Origin of the sequence: Paenibacillus hamazuiensis, assembly GCF_023276405.1 — a bacterium.
Classification (GTDB): domain Bacteria; phylum Bacillota; class Bacilli; order Paenibacillales; family NBRC-103111; genus Paenibacillus_AF; species Paenibacillus_AF hamazuiensis.
Map to the genome: position 1 here is coordinate 3,468,915 of NZ_JALRMO010000001.1, position 21,104 is coordinate 3,490,018.

A 21,104-nucleotide genomic window follows, 5' to 3' on the forward strand; every position below is an offset into this window, starting at 1 on the left:
TAGGAATACATCTCTCCTAAATTTTAACTATTGCTGAATGTTCGACGGAGGTTCGCCTTGAAAAGACCATCCCTTCCGGCAATCCGGCAGCTGCTCAAATTCAACGCGGTCGGAGTCGCGAACACGCTGCTCGATATGGCCGTCTACGCTTTGCTCGTTTGGACGGGGGTGCCCTATTATTTCGCACAAACGGTGTCTTACAGCTGCGGCATCGTCAACAGCTACTACCTGAATAAACGATGGACATTCGGACAAACGGAAGCGGCGAAAACGCCCAACCGCTCCTTTGTCAAATTCGCGGCTTTGAATGCGTTTTCACTCGCCGTCTCTCTGCTCTGCCTCCATATTTTTATGGCTCAATTCGGCCTCTCCAACACGGCAAGCAAAATAGGTACCACCCTTTTAACGATGGGCATCACCTTTGCCGGCAGCAAGCTGTGGGTCTTTTCTTCGCGCGGCGGGCGGGGCTTGGAATAAGCCCGCAAAAAAGTTCGGTGAAGTACTCTTGGTTAAAGAGGGTGATCAAAAAGCGAGCGAAGGAGTTTAGGGGTATGCTGAAGGAGCGTAAGCGTTCGCCTTTGAGATCGTAAATTGACCTTTATATTTTTATTCATAAATTTACGATCTCAAGAGCGACCGGCAGCATTCCCCTACTCCGCAGCGACGCACCTTTTTGAACACGCTTTTAAAGGAGGTCATCATGTCCAAATATTTAATCCGGATCCTCACCTACAGCTTTCTCATCGGACCGGTCCCGATCGTCTGCCTCGGACTTATGACGGCCTATTTTTCCTGGAACGACAACGAAGCCAAAGCGAATGCGATGCGTGCGGAAATTTTGCGGCAAAACCAGCTGAGGGTCGAACAGATGATGCGCACGCTCGAACTTTCGATCGCCCAATTCGCCGCCTCCTCCCCGGTGAAAAAAGCGCTCTACGAGGAGGTCAAGCCGGATGATTTCGTCTCGATTCAAGAGCTGTGGATGAGCCTGTACAACCTGCAGACGTTCGTCGATGTGCAAAAATCGTTTTTGATCCATTTCGATCACCGTTGGGTCATCGAGAGCGGCAGAATCGTCAAATTCGGGCCGCTGGAGCAGCTGGGGCAAAAGGAAAAGGAGCGGTTTCGGCAATTTGCGCTGGGCAAGGAAAGCATGAAATGGATGGCGGAAAGCGACACTACGGACGAGCCGGTCGTTCAGCTTGCCGCCAAGCTGCCGATGACGGACCCGGGCGGCGCGGCCAGAGCGATAGTCGTCGTCCGGATTGAAAAAAACCAATTCGCCGACCTGATGACGCAAAGCGGTTCGGAGCGGAACTATATTTTGGACGCGGCCGGCGGCGATTTTTTGTCCGACTCTTCCAGGGACAAGACGTATGCTGCCTTCAATGCCGGTCTGTTCGCCAAAATACAAGCGCAGCCCGGCAAGATGGGCCATTTCAACGCCGATTCGCCTTCCGGAAAAGCAAGCGTTTCGTACATCGTCTCGCCGCAATACGGATGGACGTACGTATCCGTGACGCCGGTTGCGGCGGTATACGGGCAGCTCGGCCGCATCTTTTTTGCCATCCTTGTCGTCTATGTGCTGATCTTTATCGCCGCGGCGCTGCTCGCCTATTACGGCAGCTGGCGAATGTATTCGCCGGTCCGCAATTTGTACAATATGGTGAGCGGTTTGCTCGGACATGAACATCCCGCCTCCAGGCCGGACGAGTTCAGGCATATCGAACACCAGCTGAAGCAGCTGTTCAGCTCGAAGCTCGAGCTGCAGCAGCAGGTTCGCGGGCAGTTCGCGCAGCTCAAGGAGTTTTTGCTGCTGAAGCTGTTTACCGGCCAAATATCGAAGTCGGATTTTTCCTCCAGGGCGGAAACGTACGGTCTTGCCGCGAACTGGCGCTGGCTCGGAGTGCTCGTGCTGCAAATCGATACGCTCGAAGGCACGAAGTATAAAGAAAACGAAAGAGAGCTGTTGATGTTTGCGGTCAACAATATCGTTAACGACGCCCTTCCCCTCGGCCAGCGGTTCAGTCCGATCCTGATGGACCTGAGGTCGCAGGTTACGCTGCTGTCGTGCACGATGGAGGATCCCGCCGCCGTCAAAACGTATTTATACGAAACGGCGGAGGCGGTCCGGCATGCGGTGAAGACGTATTTGGATCTGCCGGTCAGCGTCGGAATCAGCAGGCCTTTTGCCGATTATGCCGGTGCCCTCCCGGCCTATCACGAAGCGCTGGAAGCGCTCTCGTGCCGGATTCGCCTGGGCAACGAGCTGATCCTGGGTTATGACGATATCGGCGCGAACCAGCATATAGCGGCGGATACCTACAAGCAGCTTCAGCTGGTAGAGGAGCAGCTCGTCTATTCGGTCAAATCTTGCGATAAGGAGCAGATAGAACGTTTATTCGACGAATATATCCATATTTTACGGCAAAAGGAGGTTTATAATAAGGAGTTTTCGTTCTTGCTGCTGCAGCTCGTTTCGAAGGTGCTTCAGCTGCTCCAGGAGCAGGGCGGCACAATCAAAGGAGTGCTCGGCGAAAATGCCGCAGTCGAGCAATTTATTCAGTTTCAGACGATGGACGATCTGGTCAGGCATTTCAAACAGCACTTTTTCCCGAAAATACTCGCCTTTCTCGCCGAGCGGGATGAACTGCAAAACAGCAGCATAGCGGAGAAAATGGCGAAATTGGTGGAGGAACGTTACGATCAGGATATTTCGCTGGAAACGTGCGCATCGCTTCTGAATTACCATCCAAGCTATATCAGCCGCGTGTTCAAGAAGCATTACGGCATCGCTTACGTCGATTACGTGATCGAATACCGAATGAACATGGCTAAATCCTACCTGGAGCATACGTCCTTGAGCATCGCCGATATCGCCCGGAAGCTGCAGTACATGCATACGAGCGCGTTTATCCGCGCTTTCCGGAAAATCGTCGGCGTCACGCCGGGCAAATACCGCGAAGAAATGCAGCATGTCACATGGAATCGGGAGGTTGAGACATGACAAGGAAGCGGCTGGCCGCATCGCTTTTCCCCCTCCTGCTTGCTGCCGGAGCCTCGGCAGGCTGCTCCGGCGAACCGGCTGCGCAGCACGCCGAGGAGCCGTTTGACATCTCGATCGCCACCTATGTCAGGCCGGATGTCGTTATTCCGCCGAAGGAAAACGAGGTGGAACGCGCCATCGAAGCTTATACGCACACGAAGCTCGATATTCAGTGGATTCCGGTTTTTGCCTATGAGGAAAAGGTCGGGTTTATGATCGCCAGCAACAAGATGCCGAAGCTGCTCAAAATGAGAATGGAGCCGTCAACGATCGCGGCTATTCGTTCCGATCTGTTTTGGGAAATCGGTCCCTATTTGCCGTCATATAAAAATTTGGCCGCGCATGCGGCATATTTCGACAATATTGCGGTGGAAGGGAAAATTTACGGAGTGCCGAATTTTCGCGATATGGCGCGTTATGCCATCATCTACCGCAGCGATTGGCTGAACGCCCTGGGACTCAAGCTGCCGGCGAGCCTGGAGGACTGGTATCGCGTCATGAAAGCGATGAGATACGGGGATCCGGACGGCAACGGGAGCAAGGATACGTACGGGATGGTGCTCGGCAGAGACTATAACGCGATGAACACGCCGAACACCCCGGTGCTGCCGCTGCTCGCCATCGGCGAAGGAGGCTATAACGAATGGGGCATTGTGGACGGCAAATTCGTTCCCGATTTCGAGGCGAAGCCTTATTTCGAGACGATGAAGCTGTTCCGGCGTTTGTATGCGGAAGATTTGATCAACAAAGATTTTTCCGTCTATGACGACTCGCGGGACGACTTTAACAGACTCGGCCGTTCCGGCTTTATAAGCGGGGCAGCGCTTTCGGCGAAAATTTACCAGGAGGAGCTGGCGCAAAAGTTTCCCGGCGCTCAGGTCGATATCGCACCGATCGTCGGCTCGGCCGGCCGCAGAGTGCTTGCCGAACCGGGCAATAACGGCTTTTACGTAATTCCGAAAAAAAGCGTACCGACCGAAGCCGAGCTGAAACAAGTGCTGGCTTTTCTCGACCGGCTGATGGACGAACCGATGTCCACCCTGCAGCTGCGCGGCATGGAAGGCAAGCATTACGTCAAGCTTCCCGGCGGCAAGGCGAAGACGACGGATTTGATCAGCTTTCAAAACGAGGTCAAGCCGTACCGCGACAATTTGCTCAACATGGAAGGCTACAACGTTCTTCCTTTGGAGGACACGCCGCTCGGCGAGAAGGCAAGGAAACTGGTGGCGGACAACATCCGCTTTGCGGTGCCGAACCCGGCTTACAAATTGTTTTCGGCGACTTACATGGAAATGGGCTCGAAGCTGCGGACAATGATTACGGAAGCGCAGACGAAATATATTATGGGGCAAATCGACGACGCCGGCTGGCTCGCGGAAGTGGACAGATGGCATAAAGCGGGCGGCGACAACATGATCCGCGAGTACGAGGAAGCGTACCGCAAATCCGTGAAATAGCGGCCCTTGCAGACAGTTACCATTATCGGGCTTTGCCATAAACATTATAAAACTTGCCTAAAACGGCGGGCCGCTTTGGAAAAGTTGGAAAAAGATCATTGCGGTCAAGACGCGCCGGCACTACACTTAAAGGATAGGAAGGCGGAAAGGAGGGCTTGGCCCATCATACTTATTGCGATAGCCGGACTCATGTTCGCACTGCTTTACGGATTCATTCGGCGCAGCGTGTTTCCGCACGCATGGCTGCAGCATGACGGGAAACGGGCGGACCGGTACTTGCTTATTTGCCTTGCCGCGGGGCTGGCGCTTCGGCTGGCGATCGCGGTGAGCACGACCGGGTACGAAACGGACGTGAACACGTTCAAGGCCTGGGCTCATGCCGCTGCGTCCAACGGCTTTGCCCGCTTTTACTCACAAGGCATGTTTGCAGACTACCCACCGGGGTATATTTATGTGCTGTTTATCGTCGGTTTGCTGCAAAAAGCGTTGGCAATCCCTACGGGTTCGCCGCTGATGCTGGGGCTGATAAAGCTGCCCGCAATGCTGGCGGATACGCTCACTGCGTACTTGCTGTACAGGTTGGCCAAGAAACGCTTACGGCTGGAGGTCGCTTTCGGCATTGCGGCCCTATATGCGCTCAGCCCGGCGGTGATCGTGAATTCCGCCGCGTGGGGGCAGGTGGATTCGTTTTTCATGCTGTGGGTCGCGCTGTTTCTGGTCTTCCTGGCGGAGGGCAAGCTCAAAGGGGCCGCCGGCATATATGCAGTGGCTTTAGCTGTAAAGCCGCAGGCGCTTCTGCTTGCCCCGCTGCTCGCCATGTACGCGGTCCGAAGGCGCGGCGTCACGGAGCTTGCGGTGAGCGGCCTTTGCGGCATCGCCGCATTCGCGGCGATCATTTTGCCGTTCAGCCTGCAGGAAGGGCCGCTCTGGATTTTCAAGCTTTATTACGGAACGTTGTCTTCGTACCCGTATGCGAGCCTGAACGCTTACAATCTGCAAGCGCTGTTCGGAGGAAATTTCATCTCCGCCAGCGAGACGTTCCTGTTTTTACCGTTCAAAATATGGGGAATAATGGGAATGTGCGCCGTTTACGGCTACGCCGCGCTCCTTTATTTCAAAGGCGGGCGGGACGAGTCCCGGCTGCTTCCGATCGCGGCCTTTTTGCTGGCCGGCGTATTTCTGTGCATGACCAAAATGCACGAGCGCTACTCGTATTATCCGCTGCTCCTCGTGCTGCTCGGCTTTGTATATTGGAAGGACCGCCGACTGCTTCACGTTTATTTCGGCATGACGCTCACGCATTTCATCAACGTCGCGCATGTCCTGCTGGAAAGCTACCGGAAAGTTTACTTCACGCCGAAGTGGGATCCCGTCCTCGTTGCCGTTTCCGCTGCCGGCGTGGCGCTGTTCGCTTATTTTTGCCATCTGCTTTGGCAGCTCCTTGTAAAGGGGGCCGTTACAGAAGTGGCGGTTTCGTCGGAAAATTCGCACCGTCTGCATCGGCCATCCTCCGTAAACGGCAGGAGCAGCCGGCTGCCGGAAATGACCGAACATCCGCTGAACTGGCGCAGGAAGGATACCCTGCTGCTTGGCGGGCTTGTCCTCGCGTATACGGTGCTCGCTCTGTTCCGGCTCGGCTCGCTGCAGTCACCGCAGACGTACTGGAAGCCGGAAACGCCCGGAGCAAGCGTCGTCGCCGATCTCGGCGCGAAGCGGACGATCGAGCGGATCAGCCTGTATCCGGGAATCGGCGAAGGCTCCCTGACGATGTCGTTCTCCGACGACGGACAGACGTGGCGCGATCCCGTAACCCAGGAGCTTGACGTGTACAAGGTGTTCACCTGGCAGATCAAAGCCCCGAACGCTTCGGGACGTTATGTGCGAATTACGGCCGACCGGCCGGGGGTTACGCTGTACGAAATCGCGCTGTTCGAGCCGCAGCACGAGACTCCGCTGCCGATCTCCGGCATCGTACAGGACAAGAGCGGCCCCGGCGCGCAAGCGCTGTTCGACGAGCCGGAGCGGGCCGCTTACCGGCAAACCTTCTTGAACGGGATGTACTTTGACGAAGTTTATCACGCCCGCACGGCGTACGAGCACCTGCACCGGATGGAGCCGTACGAATCGACGCACCCACCGCTCGGCAAGCTGTTTATCGCCCTCGGCACGGTTCTTTTCGGGATGAACCCGTTCGGGTGGAGAATCGCGGGAACGCTGTTTGGCATCGCGATGATTCCGGTCATGTACCTGTTTGCAAAAAGGCTGTTCGGCAAAACGGAGTACGCGTTCGCAGCGGCGCTGATGCTTGCCTTCGATTCGCTTCACTTCGTGCAGTCCCGGATCGCCACGATCGACGTGTATGCCGTCTTTTTTATCATGCTGATGTTTTATTTTATGTACCGGTACTGCGGGACGAACTTTTATACGGCGCCTCTGGCCAGAACCTTGGTGCCGCTGGCCTTGTCCGGGCTGTTTTTCGGACTTGGCGTGGCGTCGAAATGGATTGCGCTGTACGGAGGCGCCGGACTCGCCTTGCTGCTGTTTGCAGCGTTGCTCCAGCGATACCGGGAGTACCGCTCAGCGCTATCGGAGCTGCGGTCGCCGCATGCGGGCGCTGAGAGGACGGCGCAGCTTCGCCACAAGGCCGCCGTGTTTCCGAAGTATACGCTTTGGACGCTCGTTTCCTGCATCGGCTTTTTTGTTATCGTTCCCGTTTGTATTTACGTATTGTCCTACATACCGTTTATGCTCGTTCCCGGGCCGGGACATGCGCTGACCGACCTTTGGGCCTATCAAAAAAACATGTTCCAGTATCATGCGCATTTGCAGGCGACCCATCCGTTCAGCTCCTCGTGGTGGCAGTGGCCGCTGATGAGCAAGCCCGTTTGGTATTACGGCGCGGCCGAGCTGCCGCCGGGACAAATTTCCAGCATCGTCGCGATCGGCAACCCGCTGGTATGGTGGCCCGGGATTATCGCCATCGTCTGCGCCGTTTACGCCGCTTGGCGCAAGCGGGAATGGGTGCCTCTGTTTCTCGCCGCTGCGTTCGCGACCCAATATGCGCCGTGGATGCTGGTCACGAGGCTGACGTTTATTTACCACTACTTCGCCATGGTGCCGTTCGGCATCCTCGCCATCGTGTACTTTTATAAACGGCTGGAGGAAGCTTATCCGCAAAGGAAACGTTATTTGCACGCGTATTTGGCTGCAGTCGTCGCCGTGTTTGTGATGTTTTATCCGGTTTTATCGGGACTGCAGGTTTCAAAAGCTTATGCGGAGCATTTTCTGCGGTGGTCGAAGCAATGGATATTTTTCTCGTAGGCGGGTGTAAAATGAGGCGTTTTTTTTTCGCTAAGGAGGGAGCCTGATGTCGGCGGACATCCGCTATTCCGTTATCGTTCCGATGTATAACGAAGAGGAAGTGATCGAGGCAACGTACAGCCGTTTGTCCGAGGTGATGGAGACGCTGGACGAGCGGTACGAGCTTATTTTCGTCAATGACGGCAGCCGCGACCGGACCCGGCAAGTCGTCCTGGATTTGTGCCGGAACGACCCCCGCGTGCGGCTCTTGAGCTTTTCGCGAAATTTCGGGCACCAGATTGCGATTTCGGCCGGCATGGACCATGCGCAAGGGCAAGCGGTCATCGTCATTGATGCGGATCTGCAGGATCCGCCGGAAGTCATACCGGAGATGATTCGCCTCTGGAAGACGGGCTACGACGTTGTGTATGGGCAGCGGATCAAGCGCAACGGGGAAACGCTGTTCAAAAAATGGTCGGCGGCCCTCTTCTACCGGCTGTTCCGCTCGCTGACCAGCTTCGAAATCCCGGTGGATACGGGCGATTTCCGGCTGATCGACCGAAAGGTATGCGATACGCTGAAAGGGCTGAAGGAAAAAAACCGGTACGTGCGCGGGCTTGTCAGCTGGATCGGCTTTCGCCAAACGGCCGTCCGTTACGTCCGTGAGCAGCGCTGGGCGGGCGAAACGAAATACCCGCTGCGCAAAATGCTTCGGTTCGCCAGCGACGCGATCGTCTCCTTCTCCTTCAAGCCGCTTAGGCTGGCGTCGTACCTCGGGTTTACGCTATCGGGCCTCAGCTTCCTTTATCTGATGGTCGTGCTGTGGCAAAAGCTGTTTACGGATACGACCATTGTCGGCTGGGCGTCGCTTATTGCGCTCAATCTGTTTTTCAACGGGATCATGCTGATGATTTTGGGCATTATCGGCGAGTACATCGGGCGGATTTACGACGAGTCGAAAGGGCGTCCGCTGTATGTGCTTCAGGAAAAAATCGGATTTGACGAACATGCCGCATCCGAGCCAAACCGGATTGCGGAGAAGATCGTCCACATGTAAAACGGCAGAACCCGGTGTGCGGATTTCCGGCACCGGGTTTTTTCGTGCAGCTTTTCCCGGCCGGCTGGCCCTTTCTTTTCCCTTCCCTCCCCTCTCCCCCCAAAGTTATCGGATGCCGATGCACAAGTTTTGACTTGTTTACTGTACATCATATGACCGGTTAAAACGCTCGAAAATGCGGCAAATTGCCGCGGACAGGCTTATTTGGCGGAAAAATGGCAGGCTGGGCGCTTCTCTTGATGGGGCAGCGGCTCAATTGGTTATTTGAAGTCGATTGAAAGTAATGCGCCGGCAGAGATAATGAAATTGGAGGCGACGGCGAAGCCGCCTCTAACGGTTCGGTGGAAAAGAAGCGGAGTGGATGGAATCGTACCGGAGAAGCGCTAGCGGTCGCCTTTGTGACCGAAAGAGCGATCGGAAGTACGATCCGGACACGAAGCGACCGTTTTTCACCGTATTTCCAACCCGAAGCCGATAAGGAGGCGATACATTGCGGGATGCGGCGTAGAAGATGAACTGCACGTTCAGGATGTTTTGCATGACGCGTAAAGCACATGAACTGCCATTTCAAAAAAAGAGGAGGAAAACGTGATGGTCAAAATGTTAGGCGGCAAAAAGCAAGTTTCGGTTCTGGCTTCCTTGGTTCTCGGCTTCACGCTTATGTCCGGTTTGCTTCCGGCGAGTGCGGCAACGCTGTACAGCGACGATTTCAGCGACGGCAACGCTTCCGGTTGGTCGGTGAACAACGGCAGTTGGTCGGTTGTGCAGGATAACGGCAACTACGTGTACTACCAATCGAGCACAAGCTCGGAAGGCCGCGCTACGTCGGGCAGCCAAAGCTGGACGGACTACAGCGTCGAAGCGGACGTGAACGTTGCAAACTTTAACGGGAGCCGGGCGATCGTCGCAGGGCGATACAAGGACGGCAACAACTACTATGGCGCGTCGCTCGATATCGCCAACGGCGGAACGCTCGAGCTGCGGAAAAAAGTAAGCGGTTCCTCGACAGTTTTGAAAAGCAAGGCATACGCTCTCTCGACGAACACGACATATAAAGTAAAACTTGAGCTGCAGGGCCAGACGATCAACATGTACGTGAACGGCACGCTGCAGCTTACCACGACGGACAGCGGCCTGACCAGCGGGGCCATCGGACTGATCGGCTGGAAAGCGCAGACCAAGTTCGACAACATCGTTGTTTCCGACTTCGGGTCGACGTCCCCGACTCCGACTCCGACACCAACACCAACTCCTACGACTACACCGACTCCAACACCTACACCAACGCCGACTCCGACAACTGCGCCGTCTTCCGTGCTTTACGTTGCGCCTAACGGATCGGCCGGAAACAGCGGGACGATCGATTCGCCGACTACGCTTGAGGCCGCCATTACGAAAATTGCCCCCGGCGGCGCGATCTATATGCGCGGCGGAACGTATTCATACTCGAACGCCGTCACGGTGGCACGCGGCAACAACGGGACGTCCGGCGCCAAGAAGCAGATTTTGGCTTACGGCTCTGAGAAGCCCGTTTTGGATTTCTCCTCCGAACCGTACAACTCTTCCGACGTATCCGCCAATGCCAGAGGGCTGCAGCTGAACGGCGACTATTGGGTCGTCAAAGGTTTGGAAATCAAAGGTGCCGCCGACAACGGCCTGTTTATCTCCGGCAATTACAATCGGGTCGAAAACCTCGACGTGCACAATAACCGGGACTCCGGGGTGCAGGTCAGCCGCTACGCTTCTTCAGCTACAAAAGCCGAATGGCCCAGCTACAATGAAATCGTAAACGTTTATTCGCATGACAACTTCGATCCGGACAACGGCGAGGATGCCGACGGCTTCGCGATCAAACTGACGGTCGGTCCGGGAAATATCATTGACGGCTGCATAGCGGCTTACAACACGGATGACGGTTGGGATCTGTATACCAAATCCGACACGGGTGCGATTTCGCCGGTGACGATCAAAAACAGCGTCGCCCATCACAACGGCCAAACCTCCAGCGGTCAATCGACCAGCAACAGCGACGGCAACGGCTTTAAGCTCGGCGGGGAAAAAATCAGCGTGAACCATATCGTGATCAACTCCGTCGCTTATCAAAACAAAAAACACGGCTTCACGTACAACAGCAATCCGGGTTCGATCCAAATGACGAACAATACTTCCTATGCGAACGGCCAAAGCAACTTCGCTTTTGACTCGGGCACGCATCAATTCACGAACAACTTGTCCTACAAAGGCGGAGCAAGCGACAAAACGAGCGGCACCGACGTATCCGGCACCAACGTATGGTGGAAAAACGGCGCGAGCGTGAACGCCAAAGGTTTGGTGGCAAGCGATGCGGATTTTGTCAGCCTCACGCCTTCCTTGACGCGCAATGCGAACGGTTCCCCGAATCTCGGCAATTTCCTGAAGCTTGCTGCGGGAAGCGATTTGAAGGGAGCAGGTACACCTGGCGGTACGGATATCGGCTATATCGCCCCATGACAGGAGGAGCTTACATGAATGTTCGGAAAATGAAAAAAGGACTCTCTTTACTCACAGCACTGGTGCTTGGTATTTCCATATTTGCGGCGGTCCCGGTGACCCCGGCCGATGCGGCCAGTCTGTTCAGCGACGATTTCAGCGACGGCAACGCTTCCGGCTGGACGGTGAACAACGGCAGCTGGTCGGTTGTGCAGGATAACGGCAACTACGTGTACTACCAGTCAAGCACAAGCAGCGAAGGACGCGCGATGGCGGGCAGCCAATCGTGGACGGACTACAGTGTGGAAGCCGACGTCAATGTAGCCAACTTCAACGGCAGCAGGGCGATCGTCGCCGGTCGGTACAAGGACGGCAATAATTACTACGGCGCTTCGCTTGATATCGCAAACGGCGGAACGTTGGAGCTTCGCAGGAAAGTAAGCGGCTCCACCACCGTGCTGGCGAGCAAAGCTTTTACGTTGGCGACCGGTACGATCTATAAAGTGAAGCTGGAGATGCAGGGCACTTCGCTCAAAATGTACGTGAACGGCACCCTGCAGCTTACGGCAACCGACGGCAGCCTGACAAGCGGGGCTATCGGTCTGATCGGCTGGAAGGCGCAAACCAAGTTCGACAATATCGTTGTGTCGGATTTCGGTTCGACTAGCCCGACGCCTACGCCGACACCTACTCCGACCCCGACGCCTACGCCGACACCAACACCGACACCAACACCAATACCGGATGGATCGCTTGCGGTTTATAACCTGACCGGGTTCTCGGCCGGCAACACCGGTGGAGGCAGCGTTGCCGAGACGGATACGGCCCGCTACAAAAAGGTGTACAACGCTTCCGACCTCGCGGCCGCTTTAAAGAAAGGTTCCGGCGTAAAGGTCATTGAAATCATGAACGATTTGAATTTGGGATGGAAGGAAATCCCTTCCGCTGCACAAACTTCGCCGTTCTCGCAGGCCAATGCTCCTTTAACCCATCCCGTGCTGCTCAGCACCGGAGTGAGCAAAGTCTATATCGACAGTTTTAACGGACTGACGATCTTCTCGTCTAACGGCGCGAAAATCAAACACGCCGGCTTTATTATCAAATACAGCTCCAACATCGTCATCCGCAACCTCGAGTTTGACGAGCTGTGGGAATGGGACGAAGCGACCAAGGGCGACTACGACAAAAACGACTGGGATTACATCACGGTGGAAGGCGCCAGCAGCAAAGTCTGGATCGACCACTGCACGTTCAATAAAGCTTACGACGGACTTGTCGACGTGAAAAAAGGCAGCAGCGGCGTGACCATCTCCTGGTCCACCTTCAAAGGCGACGACCGCAGCGCGGGCAGCTTCGTCACCCAGCAGATCAACGCTATGGAAGCGAACAAGTCCGCTTACCCGATGTACAATTATTTGCGCACCTTGCTCAGCAAGGACGATATCATCGCGATCGCGGCGAGCCAGAAGAAAGGCCATCTCGTCGGGTCGACGGAATTTGCTTCCGATAACGCCGATTTGGAAATTACGATGCATCATAACTACTACAAGGATATCCAGGACCGGATGCCGCGCCTTAGAGGCGGAAACGCCCACGCATACAATATCGTCATGGATGCGGCGGATGCCCGGGCGGCAGGCAAGAAAATAACCTCCGACATGGCCACGGCCATTTCCGGCAAAGGCTACCACTTCGGCGTAACGAGCAACGGCGCTATCTCGACCGAAGACGGAGCGGTGCTTGTGGAAAAATCGCAAATCATCGATGTCGTATACCCGATCCGCAACAACCAGACCGATCCAAGCGATGCATCCTATACCGGCAAAATCCGCGCGCTGGATACGATGTACTCGCTCGACGGCTCCTCGTTCCGTGGAGGCAGCGAATCGTCGGGCAGCCCGCTTGCTCCCGTACCGGCAACGCCGAAAGCTTTCTCCTGGAACGGCTTTACGTCGCTTCCTTACAGCTACACTCCCGACGATCCGTCGACGCTGAAGGCGAGACTGACCGCAGCGGACGGCGCCGGAGCCGGGAAGCTGAGCTGGACGAAAACGAACTGGCTGAAAACAAGCTACTGATGCGCGAACTTGGCCCTCGGTTAATCTTGTAGTAAAGTGAATTCCATCAGTTCCGCGGATCATTTATAATTCCGGAGTTGAAAAAAGCCACCGGCCTGCCGGTGGCTTTTTATTGCCATTTTTTGACCATCCTCACCCGTCTTTAGTTGCCCCAGGCTCTGAAATCGTCGCCGCACTTGGTACGGGTTATTTTCAAATAGTTATGCTTGATAGACGTTAATCCTGTTGAAGATTCGCCGTTTCCTCCGACATGGACGCAGCTTCTGTCAATCGGCGTTCTTTGTCCGTCGCGGCTGATGTAAAAATATTGATCCGTTACAATTCCGTATTCCATATCGGGCTTGGAAGTATCGTAGGTTCCGTCCGCGCGGATCGGAATGACGTCATATTTCCCTTCCTTTGCGAGCCCGGGGGCGCCCGCAACGTTATAGTTAACCTGAATGTCGCCTTCAAAGCCTTCGGGTATTAAATAAATATCGTTCGTCACAGAGGTTTTGTAGGGCCAAAATACAATGCAATACCCGGCGATAATAAAGGCAGCCGCAGCAATGCCAAACGCAATAATCCGATTTTTAGCCAAATTGATCATCCTTTGTCCGTGGGCCGTTTTAAATAAAGACGAAGGACGGTCAGGAAATGTTGCGCTGATCAACCGGCAGGGCAGGTATTCGGATTTAAGCTCTATGGCATTTCCAACAGCGTTTTGACGAGCTGGGTGCGGTTTTTCACCGCCAGCTTCTGGAACATCGCGTTCAGATGTTTTTTCACCGCGGCTTCGCTGATGTACAGCTTCGCGGCGATCTCCGCGTTCGTTCCGCCTTCGATCAGCAGCCCGGCGACCTCGCGCTCCCGCTCGGTCAGCGCCGGACGCTTCGGACGCAGCGCAAACTCCGCAGGGGCGGACAGCCCCTGCGCGAAGGCGCGCCCGGCCGCACCGTCCGGCCCACTCCGCGCTGCCGCAGCTCCTTCGCCCGCCTCCCCCGCAGCGAATGCGGCATCCGGGGCGGACAGCTTGAGCAGCCGCCGCAAATAATCGATGCGGCGGGAGCCGCGCGTATCGATCATGAGTGTCGGCACCGGCGTCGAGCCGTCGTAGTCGTAGTGGACGATGCCCGGGATCGGCTCGAAGCCGAGTCCCCTATGACCGTCGCGGTAAAAATCAAGCGCCGGCGGCGAGGCCAGCAGCAGCTTGCCCTCCAGCGCATATTCGAGCGTCACGCGGACGCTCGCGGAGCGCAGCGAATCGTCGGCCATGTCCGTTACGTCAATCGCGCGGATAAACCAGCCCGGACTTTCCTCCCGGGGCACATACAACATTTTCAGCAGCAGGCTGTCCGCCTGCTCGAAGAAAGCTTGTGACACCGGCCCCCGCCGCAGCTCCCCGATCGTCCCCAGATGAATCGGCACGATCACGAACAAACCGACCATCTCGCCGCCGGGCTCCTTCAGCAGCAGCACCGCTCCCGGCTCCAGCGCCATCCAGCGCCGCAGCTCAAGGCCGGACAGCCGGTACAGCGTCTCCTCCGCGCTCAGCCGATACTCGAACACGGCGCCGGTGAGCGCATCGGCGCAGCGGACGACCGTATCCTTCGCCAGCTCCCGGCGCCGGATCAAATACCGCTCGGCCTCCTCGATATTGCTCATCTGCAGAGGTTCGACATAATGCGACGAGCCTCGTGAATGGCGGTAGTGCGCCCGCAGCAGCGGGTTGTCCGCGTAGCTCATCAGCTCCACCGTTTTCCAGGCTGCATCCGGCCCGGCAACGCCTTGCCCGATTTCCCGGAGCAGCAGTGCCGCACAGCGTTCCGCCATCTCTTTATACGATGCCGGCTTGCGCAGGCGCAGCTCCTCCTTGACCGCCTCCCGGATGACCTCGTGCATCGTCCATCCGCGATCCGTCTTATGCACATAGGACAAGCCGACAAGACGGTCGAACAGCAGGCCGCCGACAGGCCGCCCGAGCACCGACTCCAAGCTGTCCTCGTTGAAATAGGCGATTATCGAAGCCGCCCTGACGAGCTCCAGCAGCTCATTATCGCGAATGTCATCCAGCGCATGGCGCACCAAATGGCGGATATACTGCTCGTTAGTTCCCGCCGCCGGCGGACGCGCCGGATCCGCGGTAGCAAGCAGCAGGGAAAGGGCGAGCGGGTTGCCGCGGCATTCCACCATCGCATGCCGGAGCGCCTCCTCACCGATCACTCCGTGCCGGCGCAAAAGCTCGGCCGTCTCCTCCTCGCGGAACTCCGCCAGCGGCATGTCGCACAGAAGCTGGCGCCATCCCGGATTCAACCGCCATGGTCCGGCCAAAGGCTGCCGGCCGCACAAGATGACGAGCACTTCCTCTTGCAGCCGGGGAATCAGCGCCTCTCTCAGCCAGCCGTCCATCGCGCCCGCCTGTTCATAATGATCGAAAGCGAGAATCACCTTCCGCTCCCCTGCCGCCCGATTGATCGCCGCAATGCAGTCGATTTCTCCGACCGATCCGGCCGGTGCAGATGCCGAAATCCCGGCAGCTTGCAAGCTCTGCCCCAGACGCTGAACGACCGCTTCCGGCGAACGCATGAAGCCCCACCCGCCGCCAAGCGGCAAATAAAGCGCGCCCGCCTGCTCGGCTCTGCGCCCGAACTCCTCCAGCAAAAAGCTTTTGCCGCAGCCTACCGTCCCGTGCACGTTCAGCAGCCTCTCGCCCAGCGTGCCGTCCAGCAGCCGGCCGAATATAGCCAGCTCCTGTTCCCGTCCGACAAAGACACGGCGGTTCCAGTCCGCCACCGTCCGCCCGATGCTTTCTCCCTTCCGACCGTCTCTCTCCAAATCGTTCACGGCTTACACCTCCGCAAAACCCCAATAAAAGTGTAACTAAAAGTATACTATCGAAATCTCCGGTTGGATAGTGCCAGGCTTCTTATATCTCATGTTAGATTTAGGCCAGGGGTCAGAAAACATCTTCAATTTTAGGGGGAGAACGAACCATGAGAGAAACGCGGCTTGATCAAAACAACCGATCGGCAGCGAAAGAGCGGCTCCGGCAGCAGCTGCTGAAACCGGACACGGTCAGCGGCTCGGAAGCGCTGCTGCGTTCGCTGCTGCTCGAAGACGTCGATTGCGTATTCGGTTATCCCGGGGGTGCGGTGCTTTATATTTACGACGCAATGCACGGCAACGATGACTTCCGGCATCTGCTGACACGCCACGAGCAAGGCGCGATACATGCCGCCGACGGCTACGCGAGAGCGACCGGCAAAACGGGTGTATGCCTCGCCACCTCCGGCCCGGGAGCGACAAACCTCGTCACGGGCATCGCCACAGCGTATATGGATTCGGTGCCGCTCGTCGTCATTACGGGCAACGTGGCGACCTCGCTGATCGGCACCGACGCGTTTCAGGAGGCCGATATCGTCGGCATCACGATGCCGATCACGAAACACAGCTATTTCGTCCGCGACGTGAACGATTTGGCCCGGACGATCAAGGAGGCGTTTTATATCGCCGGAACGGGTCGCAAAGGCCCTGTGCTGGTCGACATTCCGAAGGACGTATCGGCCGCCTACACTGTGTTCCGCTATCCGGATACGATTGATGTCCGCGGGTACTCGCCTTCGCTTCCGCTAAATCGGGAGCAGGCGGAAGATCTGCTTGCGGCGGTAACCGAAGCCGAGCGGCCGGTCATCCTGGCCGGAGCCGGCGTCGTCCATGCGAACGCGGCCGATGAACTGGTCCGTTTGGCCGATGCGCTGCAAATTCCGGTTACCACCACGCTGCTCGGCCTCGGCGGGTTCCCGAGTTCGCATCCGCTCTGGATGGGCATGCCGGGCATGCACGGCACATACACCGCCAATAACGCCGTGCTGCAGGCCGACCTGCTCATCTCGCTCGGCGCCCGCTTCGACGATCGCGTCACGATGCGGCTGGACGGCTTTGCGCCGCACGCCCGCATCGCCCATATCGACGTAGATGCCGCGGAGATCGGCAAAAACGTCCGCACCGATTTCCCCGTTCATGGCGATATCGAAACGGTGCTGCGCTATTTGAACGACGCCGCGGCAGCCGGCTCTCCTGCCGCCGCGGCCGCATGGTCAAAGCCGCGGCAAGAGTGGGTTAACCGCATCAAGCAGATGGCCGGGACGTACCCGCTGACCTTCAGCCGCGAGCCGGGCGAGCTTAAGCCGCAATACGTGATCGACATGCTCAGCCGCACCACGCGGGGCGATGCGATCGTCACCACCGACGTCGGCCAGCACCAGATGTGGGTCGCGCAGTTTTACCGGTTCACGCGGCCACGCTCGATCATCACCTCCGGCGGCCTCGGCACGATGGGCTTCGGTTTTCCCGCCGCGATCGGCGCGCAGATCGGCCGGCCGGATGAGCTGGTCATCTCCGTCAACGGCGACGGCGGAATGCAAATGTGCGCGCAGGAGCTGGCGATTTGCGCACTTCACCGCATCCCTGTCAAAATCGTCGTGATCAACAACCGATCGCTCGGCATGATCCGCCAATGGCAGGAGCTGATTTATGACGGGCGGTACAGCCACATCGATTTGTCGGGCAGCCCCGACTTCGTCAAGCTGGCCGAAGCGTACGGCGTAGCCGGATTCAAGGCGGCAAGCGAGGAGGAAGCGGAGCGGGTCTGGCAGGAGGCGCTTGCCATTCAGGGTCCGGTGCTGATCGACTTTATCGTCGCCAAAAACGAGCTTGTGCTGCCGATGATCCCGCAGGGCAAAACGTTAAGAGACATGATTTTGACAAGGGAGGATTTGCCGTGACCATGATAACGGAAACGCATACGCTGTCCGTGCTTGTCGGCGATCATCCCGGCGTGCTGCAGCGCATCGCCGGCTTGTTCAGCCGCCGCAGCTTCAACATCGAAAGCATCACCGTGGGCCGCTGCGAGCAGCCCGGCCTGTCGCGGATGATTATCGTCACCAAAGGCGGTCTCCCGCAAATCTCGCAGGTCATCAAGCAGCTTGAGAAGCTCATCGACGTCATCCGCGTCGAGCATTTAAATGCAAATCCGATGGTTTCCCGCGAAATGGCCTTCCTGAAAGTAAGCGCTGTTCCGGAGCAAAGACCCGAAATCGTCGCCGCTGTGGAAATTTTCCGCGGGGATATTATCGATATCGGAACGGGAAGCATGATCGTACAGGTAACAGGCAGCGCGGAAAAGCTGGATGCGCTCAAACAATTGCTCGAGCCGTACGAAATCATCGAAGAGACACGCGTGGGCACGATAGCCATGGCGCGGGGAATGCGTTAACTCCACAGCATCGGCAGTCCGGATTCAACTTTGGATCCGCAATGCCGATGTTTTTTTTCACCCCTTTGTTGAAAATACGGTTGCAATCAAGGTCTTCTTGTGTTTTAATGAACTGACGAACGTTCGTCAGGGAGGGATTTCAATGACGTCAGGTAAAATCAGGGAAACGGCGCTGCGGCATTTTGCCAAAAACGGTTACGAAGGCGCCTCGCTCGCCGACATTTCCGCCGAGGTAGGGATCAAAAAACAGTCGATCTATGCTCATTATAAAGGGAAAGACGATTTGTTCCTCGCCGTCTTCAGCGAAGTGGCCGCAAAGGAGCTGCAGTTCGTCGAAGCATACTTGAAGCAAAGCGGCGGGATGTCTCCAGACAAGCTGCTTCTCGGCTTTTTGCTCGGTTACAAGGAACGGTACGAGCAAAGAGACGATACCAAGTTTTTTTTGCGCATGGCTTTTTTTCCTCCCGGCCACCTGCAAAGGGAAATCGTGGAATACGGCAACCAATACCTCGACCAATTGGAACTTTTGCTCATGCCGATATTTGCCGCGGCGGCGCGCTCCGGACAGATTCACCCCGATGTTTCGATCGAACGCGCGGCGGCTGCCTTTACCGCGGTCATGGACGGCATGTTTGTGGAGATGCTGTACGGAGGTCTGGAACGTTCGATGAAAAGGTTAGACGCATCCTGGTTTATTTTCTGGCGGGGCATTCAAAACATCAAGGAGGGACACACATGAACCGCAGCTGGATCTATATACTTATCGGAGTGTTGTTTGAAGCGGCGTGGGTGATCGGATTCAAGCATGCCGCAGATCCTTTGGCGTGGCTGGCTACCGTCGCGTCGCTGGTTATTTCGTTTTATTTGATCATTATCGCGTCGGCTAAACTGCCTGTCGGCACCGTTTATGCCGTCTACACCGGGCTCGGAACGGCCGGTACGGTGCTGGCCGAAATGCTCCTCTTCGCAGAGCCGGTGCAGCCGGCGAAACTTCTGCTTATTGCCATGCTGCTGGCAGGGGTGATCGGACTGAAATTAATCGGCGGTTCCTCCGCTGCGAAGGAGGCGGAACATTAATGGAATGGGTATCCTTATTTGTTGCGGGATTGTTTGAAGTCGTAGGTGTCGTCGGCATGAACCGCATCAAGCGGGATAACGATGTGAAAGCTTATTTGCTGTTCGGCATCGGCATCGTCTTCAGCTTTCTGTGCCTCAGCTTTGCGATGAGAAGTCTGCCTATGGGAACAGCCTACGCGATATGGACGGGGATCGGCACCGCCGGCGGCGCGCTTGTCGGCATGCTGTTTTTCGGCGAATCGCACGACTGGCGCCGCATCCTGTGTATCGGTATGGTGCTGGTTGCAGCCGTCGGGCTTAAACTGATTTCCTGATCATTTCGCGCTCGGGCCGACGCTTGCCCACACTTTTCCGGGACTCGTATCATATCATGTGTGCGAAAGTGGATTCGAATGCAAGCTGTTCCTGCGGGAAACTAAATGATATTGAGGTGTGCGAGTTGCTGAGAAAATCAATCAAGCGCGGCAGCGCCGGTCGCGCGGTCCGCGGAGATATTTGGGATGTGAAGACGCTCAAGCAGTTATGGCTACGGAAGCCTAAGGTTCTGTACAACGGCAGGAGCCGTTATCAAAAAATTACGCTGCTCGAAGCGAAAGACGTGCGGCTGTATTTGGATAAGCAGCTGCAGTTCAGCTCGCTCGACGAACGCTTCTACCATGAGGCGCTCGTTCATCCGGCGATGACGCTGTCATCCGGTCGCGGCAACGTGCTTATTTTGGGTGGAGGCGATGGATTCGCTGTGCGGGAGGTGCTGAAATACCGCGACGTCCGCTCCGTCGACCTTGTCGAATTGGATCCGAAAATCATTCGTCTCGCCAAAAGCAAGCCGCTGTCCTCCTTGAATAAACGTTCCCTGTACGACCGCCGCGTCAAGGTTCATATAAAGGACGCAAGGCGGTTTTTCCCTACGGCCAAATCGTACGATGTAATTATCATCGATTTTCCGGATCCGTCCGATAAAGCGATCAGCAAGCTGTACACGAAGGAATTTCTGCAGCGCGCAGCCAAATCGTTGGCAAAGGGAGGCGTCATGGTCATCCAGTCCAACTCGACGGAAGATATGCCGCGTGTGTACTGGAGTATTTACCATACGCTAAGAAGCATCGGGATGAACGCCAAAAGCTATTATGTGTATGTGCCTTCCTTCGGAGACTGGGGATTCCAGATCGCTTCTTTCTCCAAATTGAACCTGTCCGGCAAAAAAGTACACGTCCCCACCGAAACGCTCCCCAAAAAGCTGTCCGCATTGTTCAAATTGCCCAGCGATGTGACCTCCGAAAAATATGAAGCCAAGCCGAACAGCTTGAAAAATTTGCGCTTGTTCAAATACTACCGCCGGGATCAGAGAGAAGCGGTCCCTCGCTAA

At 56.4% G+C, this 21,104-nt stretch carries 15 protein-coding genes and 1 pseudogene; 14 read left to right on the forward strand and 2 right to left on the reverse strand.

Annotated features, from left to right (window positions below; all coding sequences use genetic code 11):
• Positions 1-57: 57 nt before the first annotated feature.
• The 8 genes and pseudogenes from MYS68_RS15370 (at position 58) to MYS68_RS15400 (ending at position 13,407) form a co-directional block, all read left to right on the forward strand.
• A complete protein-coding gene (locus MYS68_RS15370) occupies positions 58-477 on the forward strand; it encodes a GtrA family protein (protein WP_248926686.1) in 420 nt (139 codons plus the stop codon).
• A 223-nt stretch (positions 478-700) separates the two neighbouring features.
• Positions 701-3,007: a helix-turn-helix domain-containing protein gene (locus MYS68_RS15375; protein ID WP_248926687.1), complete on the forward strand. Its 2,307-nt coding sequence runs from the start codon at positions 701-703 to the stop codon at positions 3,005-3,007.
• Complete coding sequence (locus MYS68_RS15380) at positions 3,004-4,503, forward strand: type 2 periplasmic-binding domain-containing protein (protein ID WP_248926688.1); 1,500 nt, start codon at positions 3,004-3,006, stop codon at positions 4,501-4,503. Before MYS68_RS15375 ends, MYS68_RS15380 begins: the two co-directional genes overlap by 4 nt.
• Positions 4,504-4,578: 75 nt before the next feature.
• Entirely contained in the window at positions 4,579-7,824 is a 3,246-nt protein-coding gene (locus MYS68_RS15385) for a phospholipid carrier-dependent glycosyltransferase (protein ID WP_248926689.1), read from the forward strand.
• A gap of 46 nt (positions 7,825-7,870) precedes the next feature.
• Complete coding sequence (locus tag MYS68_RS15390) at positions 7,871-8,860, forward strand: glycosyltransferase family 2 protein (RefSeq protein ID WP_248926690.1); 990 nt, start codon at positions 7,871-7,873, stop codon at positions 8,858-8,860.
• A gap of 660 nt (positions 8,861-9,520) precedes the next feature.
• Positions 9,521-10,051: pseudogene (locus tag MYS68_RS38850) on the forward strand (3-keto-alpha-glucoside-1,2-lyase-like domain-containing protein); the annotation flags it as partial.
• Entirely contained in the window at positions 10,052-11,350 is a 1,299-nt protein-coding gene (locus MYS68_RS15395; RefSeq protein ID WP_420852226.1) for a right-handed parallel beta-helix repeat-containing protein, read from the forward strand.
• Positions 11,351-11,364: 14 nt separating this feature from the next.
• Complete coding sequence (locus MYS68_RS15400; protein WP_248926691.1) at positions 11,365-13,407, forward strand: pectate lyase family protein; 2,043 nt, start codon at positions 11,365-11,367, stop codon at positions 13,405-13,407.
• Between the two features lie 142 nt (positions 13,408-13,549).
• Here the strand turns inward: MYS68_RS15400 and MYS68_RS15405 are convergent, their stop codons facing one another.
• The gene (locus MYS68_RS15405; RefSeq protein ID WP_248926692.1) at positions 13,550-13,987 is read right to left on the reverse strand and encodes a DUF6843 domain-containing protein; all 438 of its coding nucleotides are present in this window, start codon (positions 13,985-13,987) and stop codon (positions 13,550-13,552) included.
• A gap of 101 nt (positions 13,988-14,088) precedes the next feature.
• Complete coding sequence (locus MYS68_RS15410) at positions 14,089-16,230, reverse strand: helix-turn-helix transcriptional regulator (protein ID WP_248926693.1); 2,142 nt, start codon at positions 16,228-16,230, stop codon at positions 14,089-14,091.
• Positions 16,231-16,379: 149 nt separating this feature from the next.
• Between MYS68_RS15410 and ilvB the strand changes: the two genes are divergently transcribed.
• The 6 genes from ilvB to MYS68_RS15440 all read left to right on the forward strand — a co-directional run bounded on the left by ilvB (position 16,380) and on the right by MYS68_RS15440 (position 21,104).
• Positions 16,380-18,170 (forward strand): biosynthetic-type acetolactate synthase large subunit, encoded by a 1,791-nt coding sequence (gene ilvB / locus MYS68_RS15415; RefSeq protein WP_248926694.1) that lies wholly within the window; start codon positions 16,380-16,382, stop codon positions 18,168-18,170.
• A gap of 2 nt (positions 18,171-18,172) precedes the next feature.
• Complete coding sequence (ilvN, locus tag MYS68_RS15420) at positions 18,173-18,661, forward strand: acetolactate synthase small subunit (RefSeq protein WP_275983885.1); 489 nt, start codon at positions 18,173-18,175, stop codon at positions 18,659-18,661.
• A gap of 142 nt (positions 18,662-18,803) precedes the next feature.
• On the forward strand, positions 18,804-19,400 hold the full coding sequence (locus MYS68_RS15425; RefSeq protein ID WP_248926695.1) for a TetR/AcrR family transcriptional regulator: 597 nt from the start codon (positions 18,804-18,806) through the stop codon (positions 19,398-19,400).
• Positions 19,397-19,738, forward strand: coding sequence for a DMT family transporter (locus MYS68_RS15430; RefSeq protein ID WP_248926696.1), 342 nt, complete (start codon positions 19,397-19,399; stop codon positions 19,736-19,738). Before MYS68_RS15425 ends, MYS68_RS15430 begins: the two co-directional genes overlap by 4 nt.
• Complete coding sequence (locus MYS68_RS15435) at positions 19,738-20,052, forward strand: DMT family transporter (protein ID WP_248926697.1); 315 nt, start codon at positions 19,738-19,740, stop codon at positions 20,050-20,052. Before MYS68_RS15430 ends, MYS68_RS15435 begins: the two co-directional genes overlap by 1 nt.
• Before the next feature lie 125 nt (positions 20,053-20,177).
• A complete protein-coding gene (locus tag MYS68_RS15440) occupies positions 20,178-21,104 on the forward strand; it encodes a spermine/spermidine synthase domain-containing protein (protein WP_248926698.1) in 927 nt (308 codons plus the stop codon).

What these genes read in the sequence shown, in the direction of transcription:
- MYS68_RS15390 (WP_248926690.1), top strand. Translation starts at nt 7,871, where the DNA reads ATGTCGGCGGACATCCGCTATTCCGTTATCGTTCCGATGTATAACGAA.
- MYS68_RS15425 (WP_248926695.1), top strand. Translation starts at nt 18,804, where the DNA reads ATGACGTCAGGTAAAATCAGGGAAACGGCGCTGCGGCATTTTGCCAAA.
- MYS68_RS15400 (WP_248926691.1), top strand. Translation starts at nt 11,365, where the DNA reads ATGAATGTTCGGAAAATGAAAAAAGGACTCTCTTTACTCACAGCACTG.
- MYS68_RS15380 (WP_248926688.1), top strand. Translation starts at nt 3,004, where the DNA reads ATGACAAGGAAGCGGCTGGCCGCATCGCTTTTCCCCCTCCTGCTTGCT.
- MYS68_RS15430 (WP_248926696.1), top strand. Translation starts at nt 19,397, where the DNA reads ATGAACCGCAGCTGGATCTATATACTTATCGGAGTGTTGTTTGAAGCG.
- MYS68_RS15435 (WP_248926697.1), top strand. Translation starts at nt 19,738, where the DNA reads ATGGAATGGGTATCCTTATTTGTTGCGGGATTGTTTGAAGTCGTAGGT.
- ilvB (WP_248926694.1), top strand. Translation starts at nt 16,380, where the DNA reads ATGAGAGAAACGCGGCTTGATCAAAACAACCGATCGGCAGCGAAAGAG.
- ilvN (WP_275983885.1), top strand. Translation starts at nt 18,173, where the DNA reads ATGATAACGGAAACGCATACGCTGTCCGTGCTTGTCGGCGATCATCCC.
- MYS68_RS15375 (WP_248926687.1), top strand. Translation starts at nt 701, where the DNA reads ATGTCCAAATATTTAATCCGGATCCTCACCTACAGCTTTCTCATCGGA.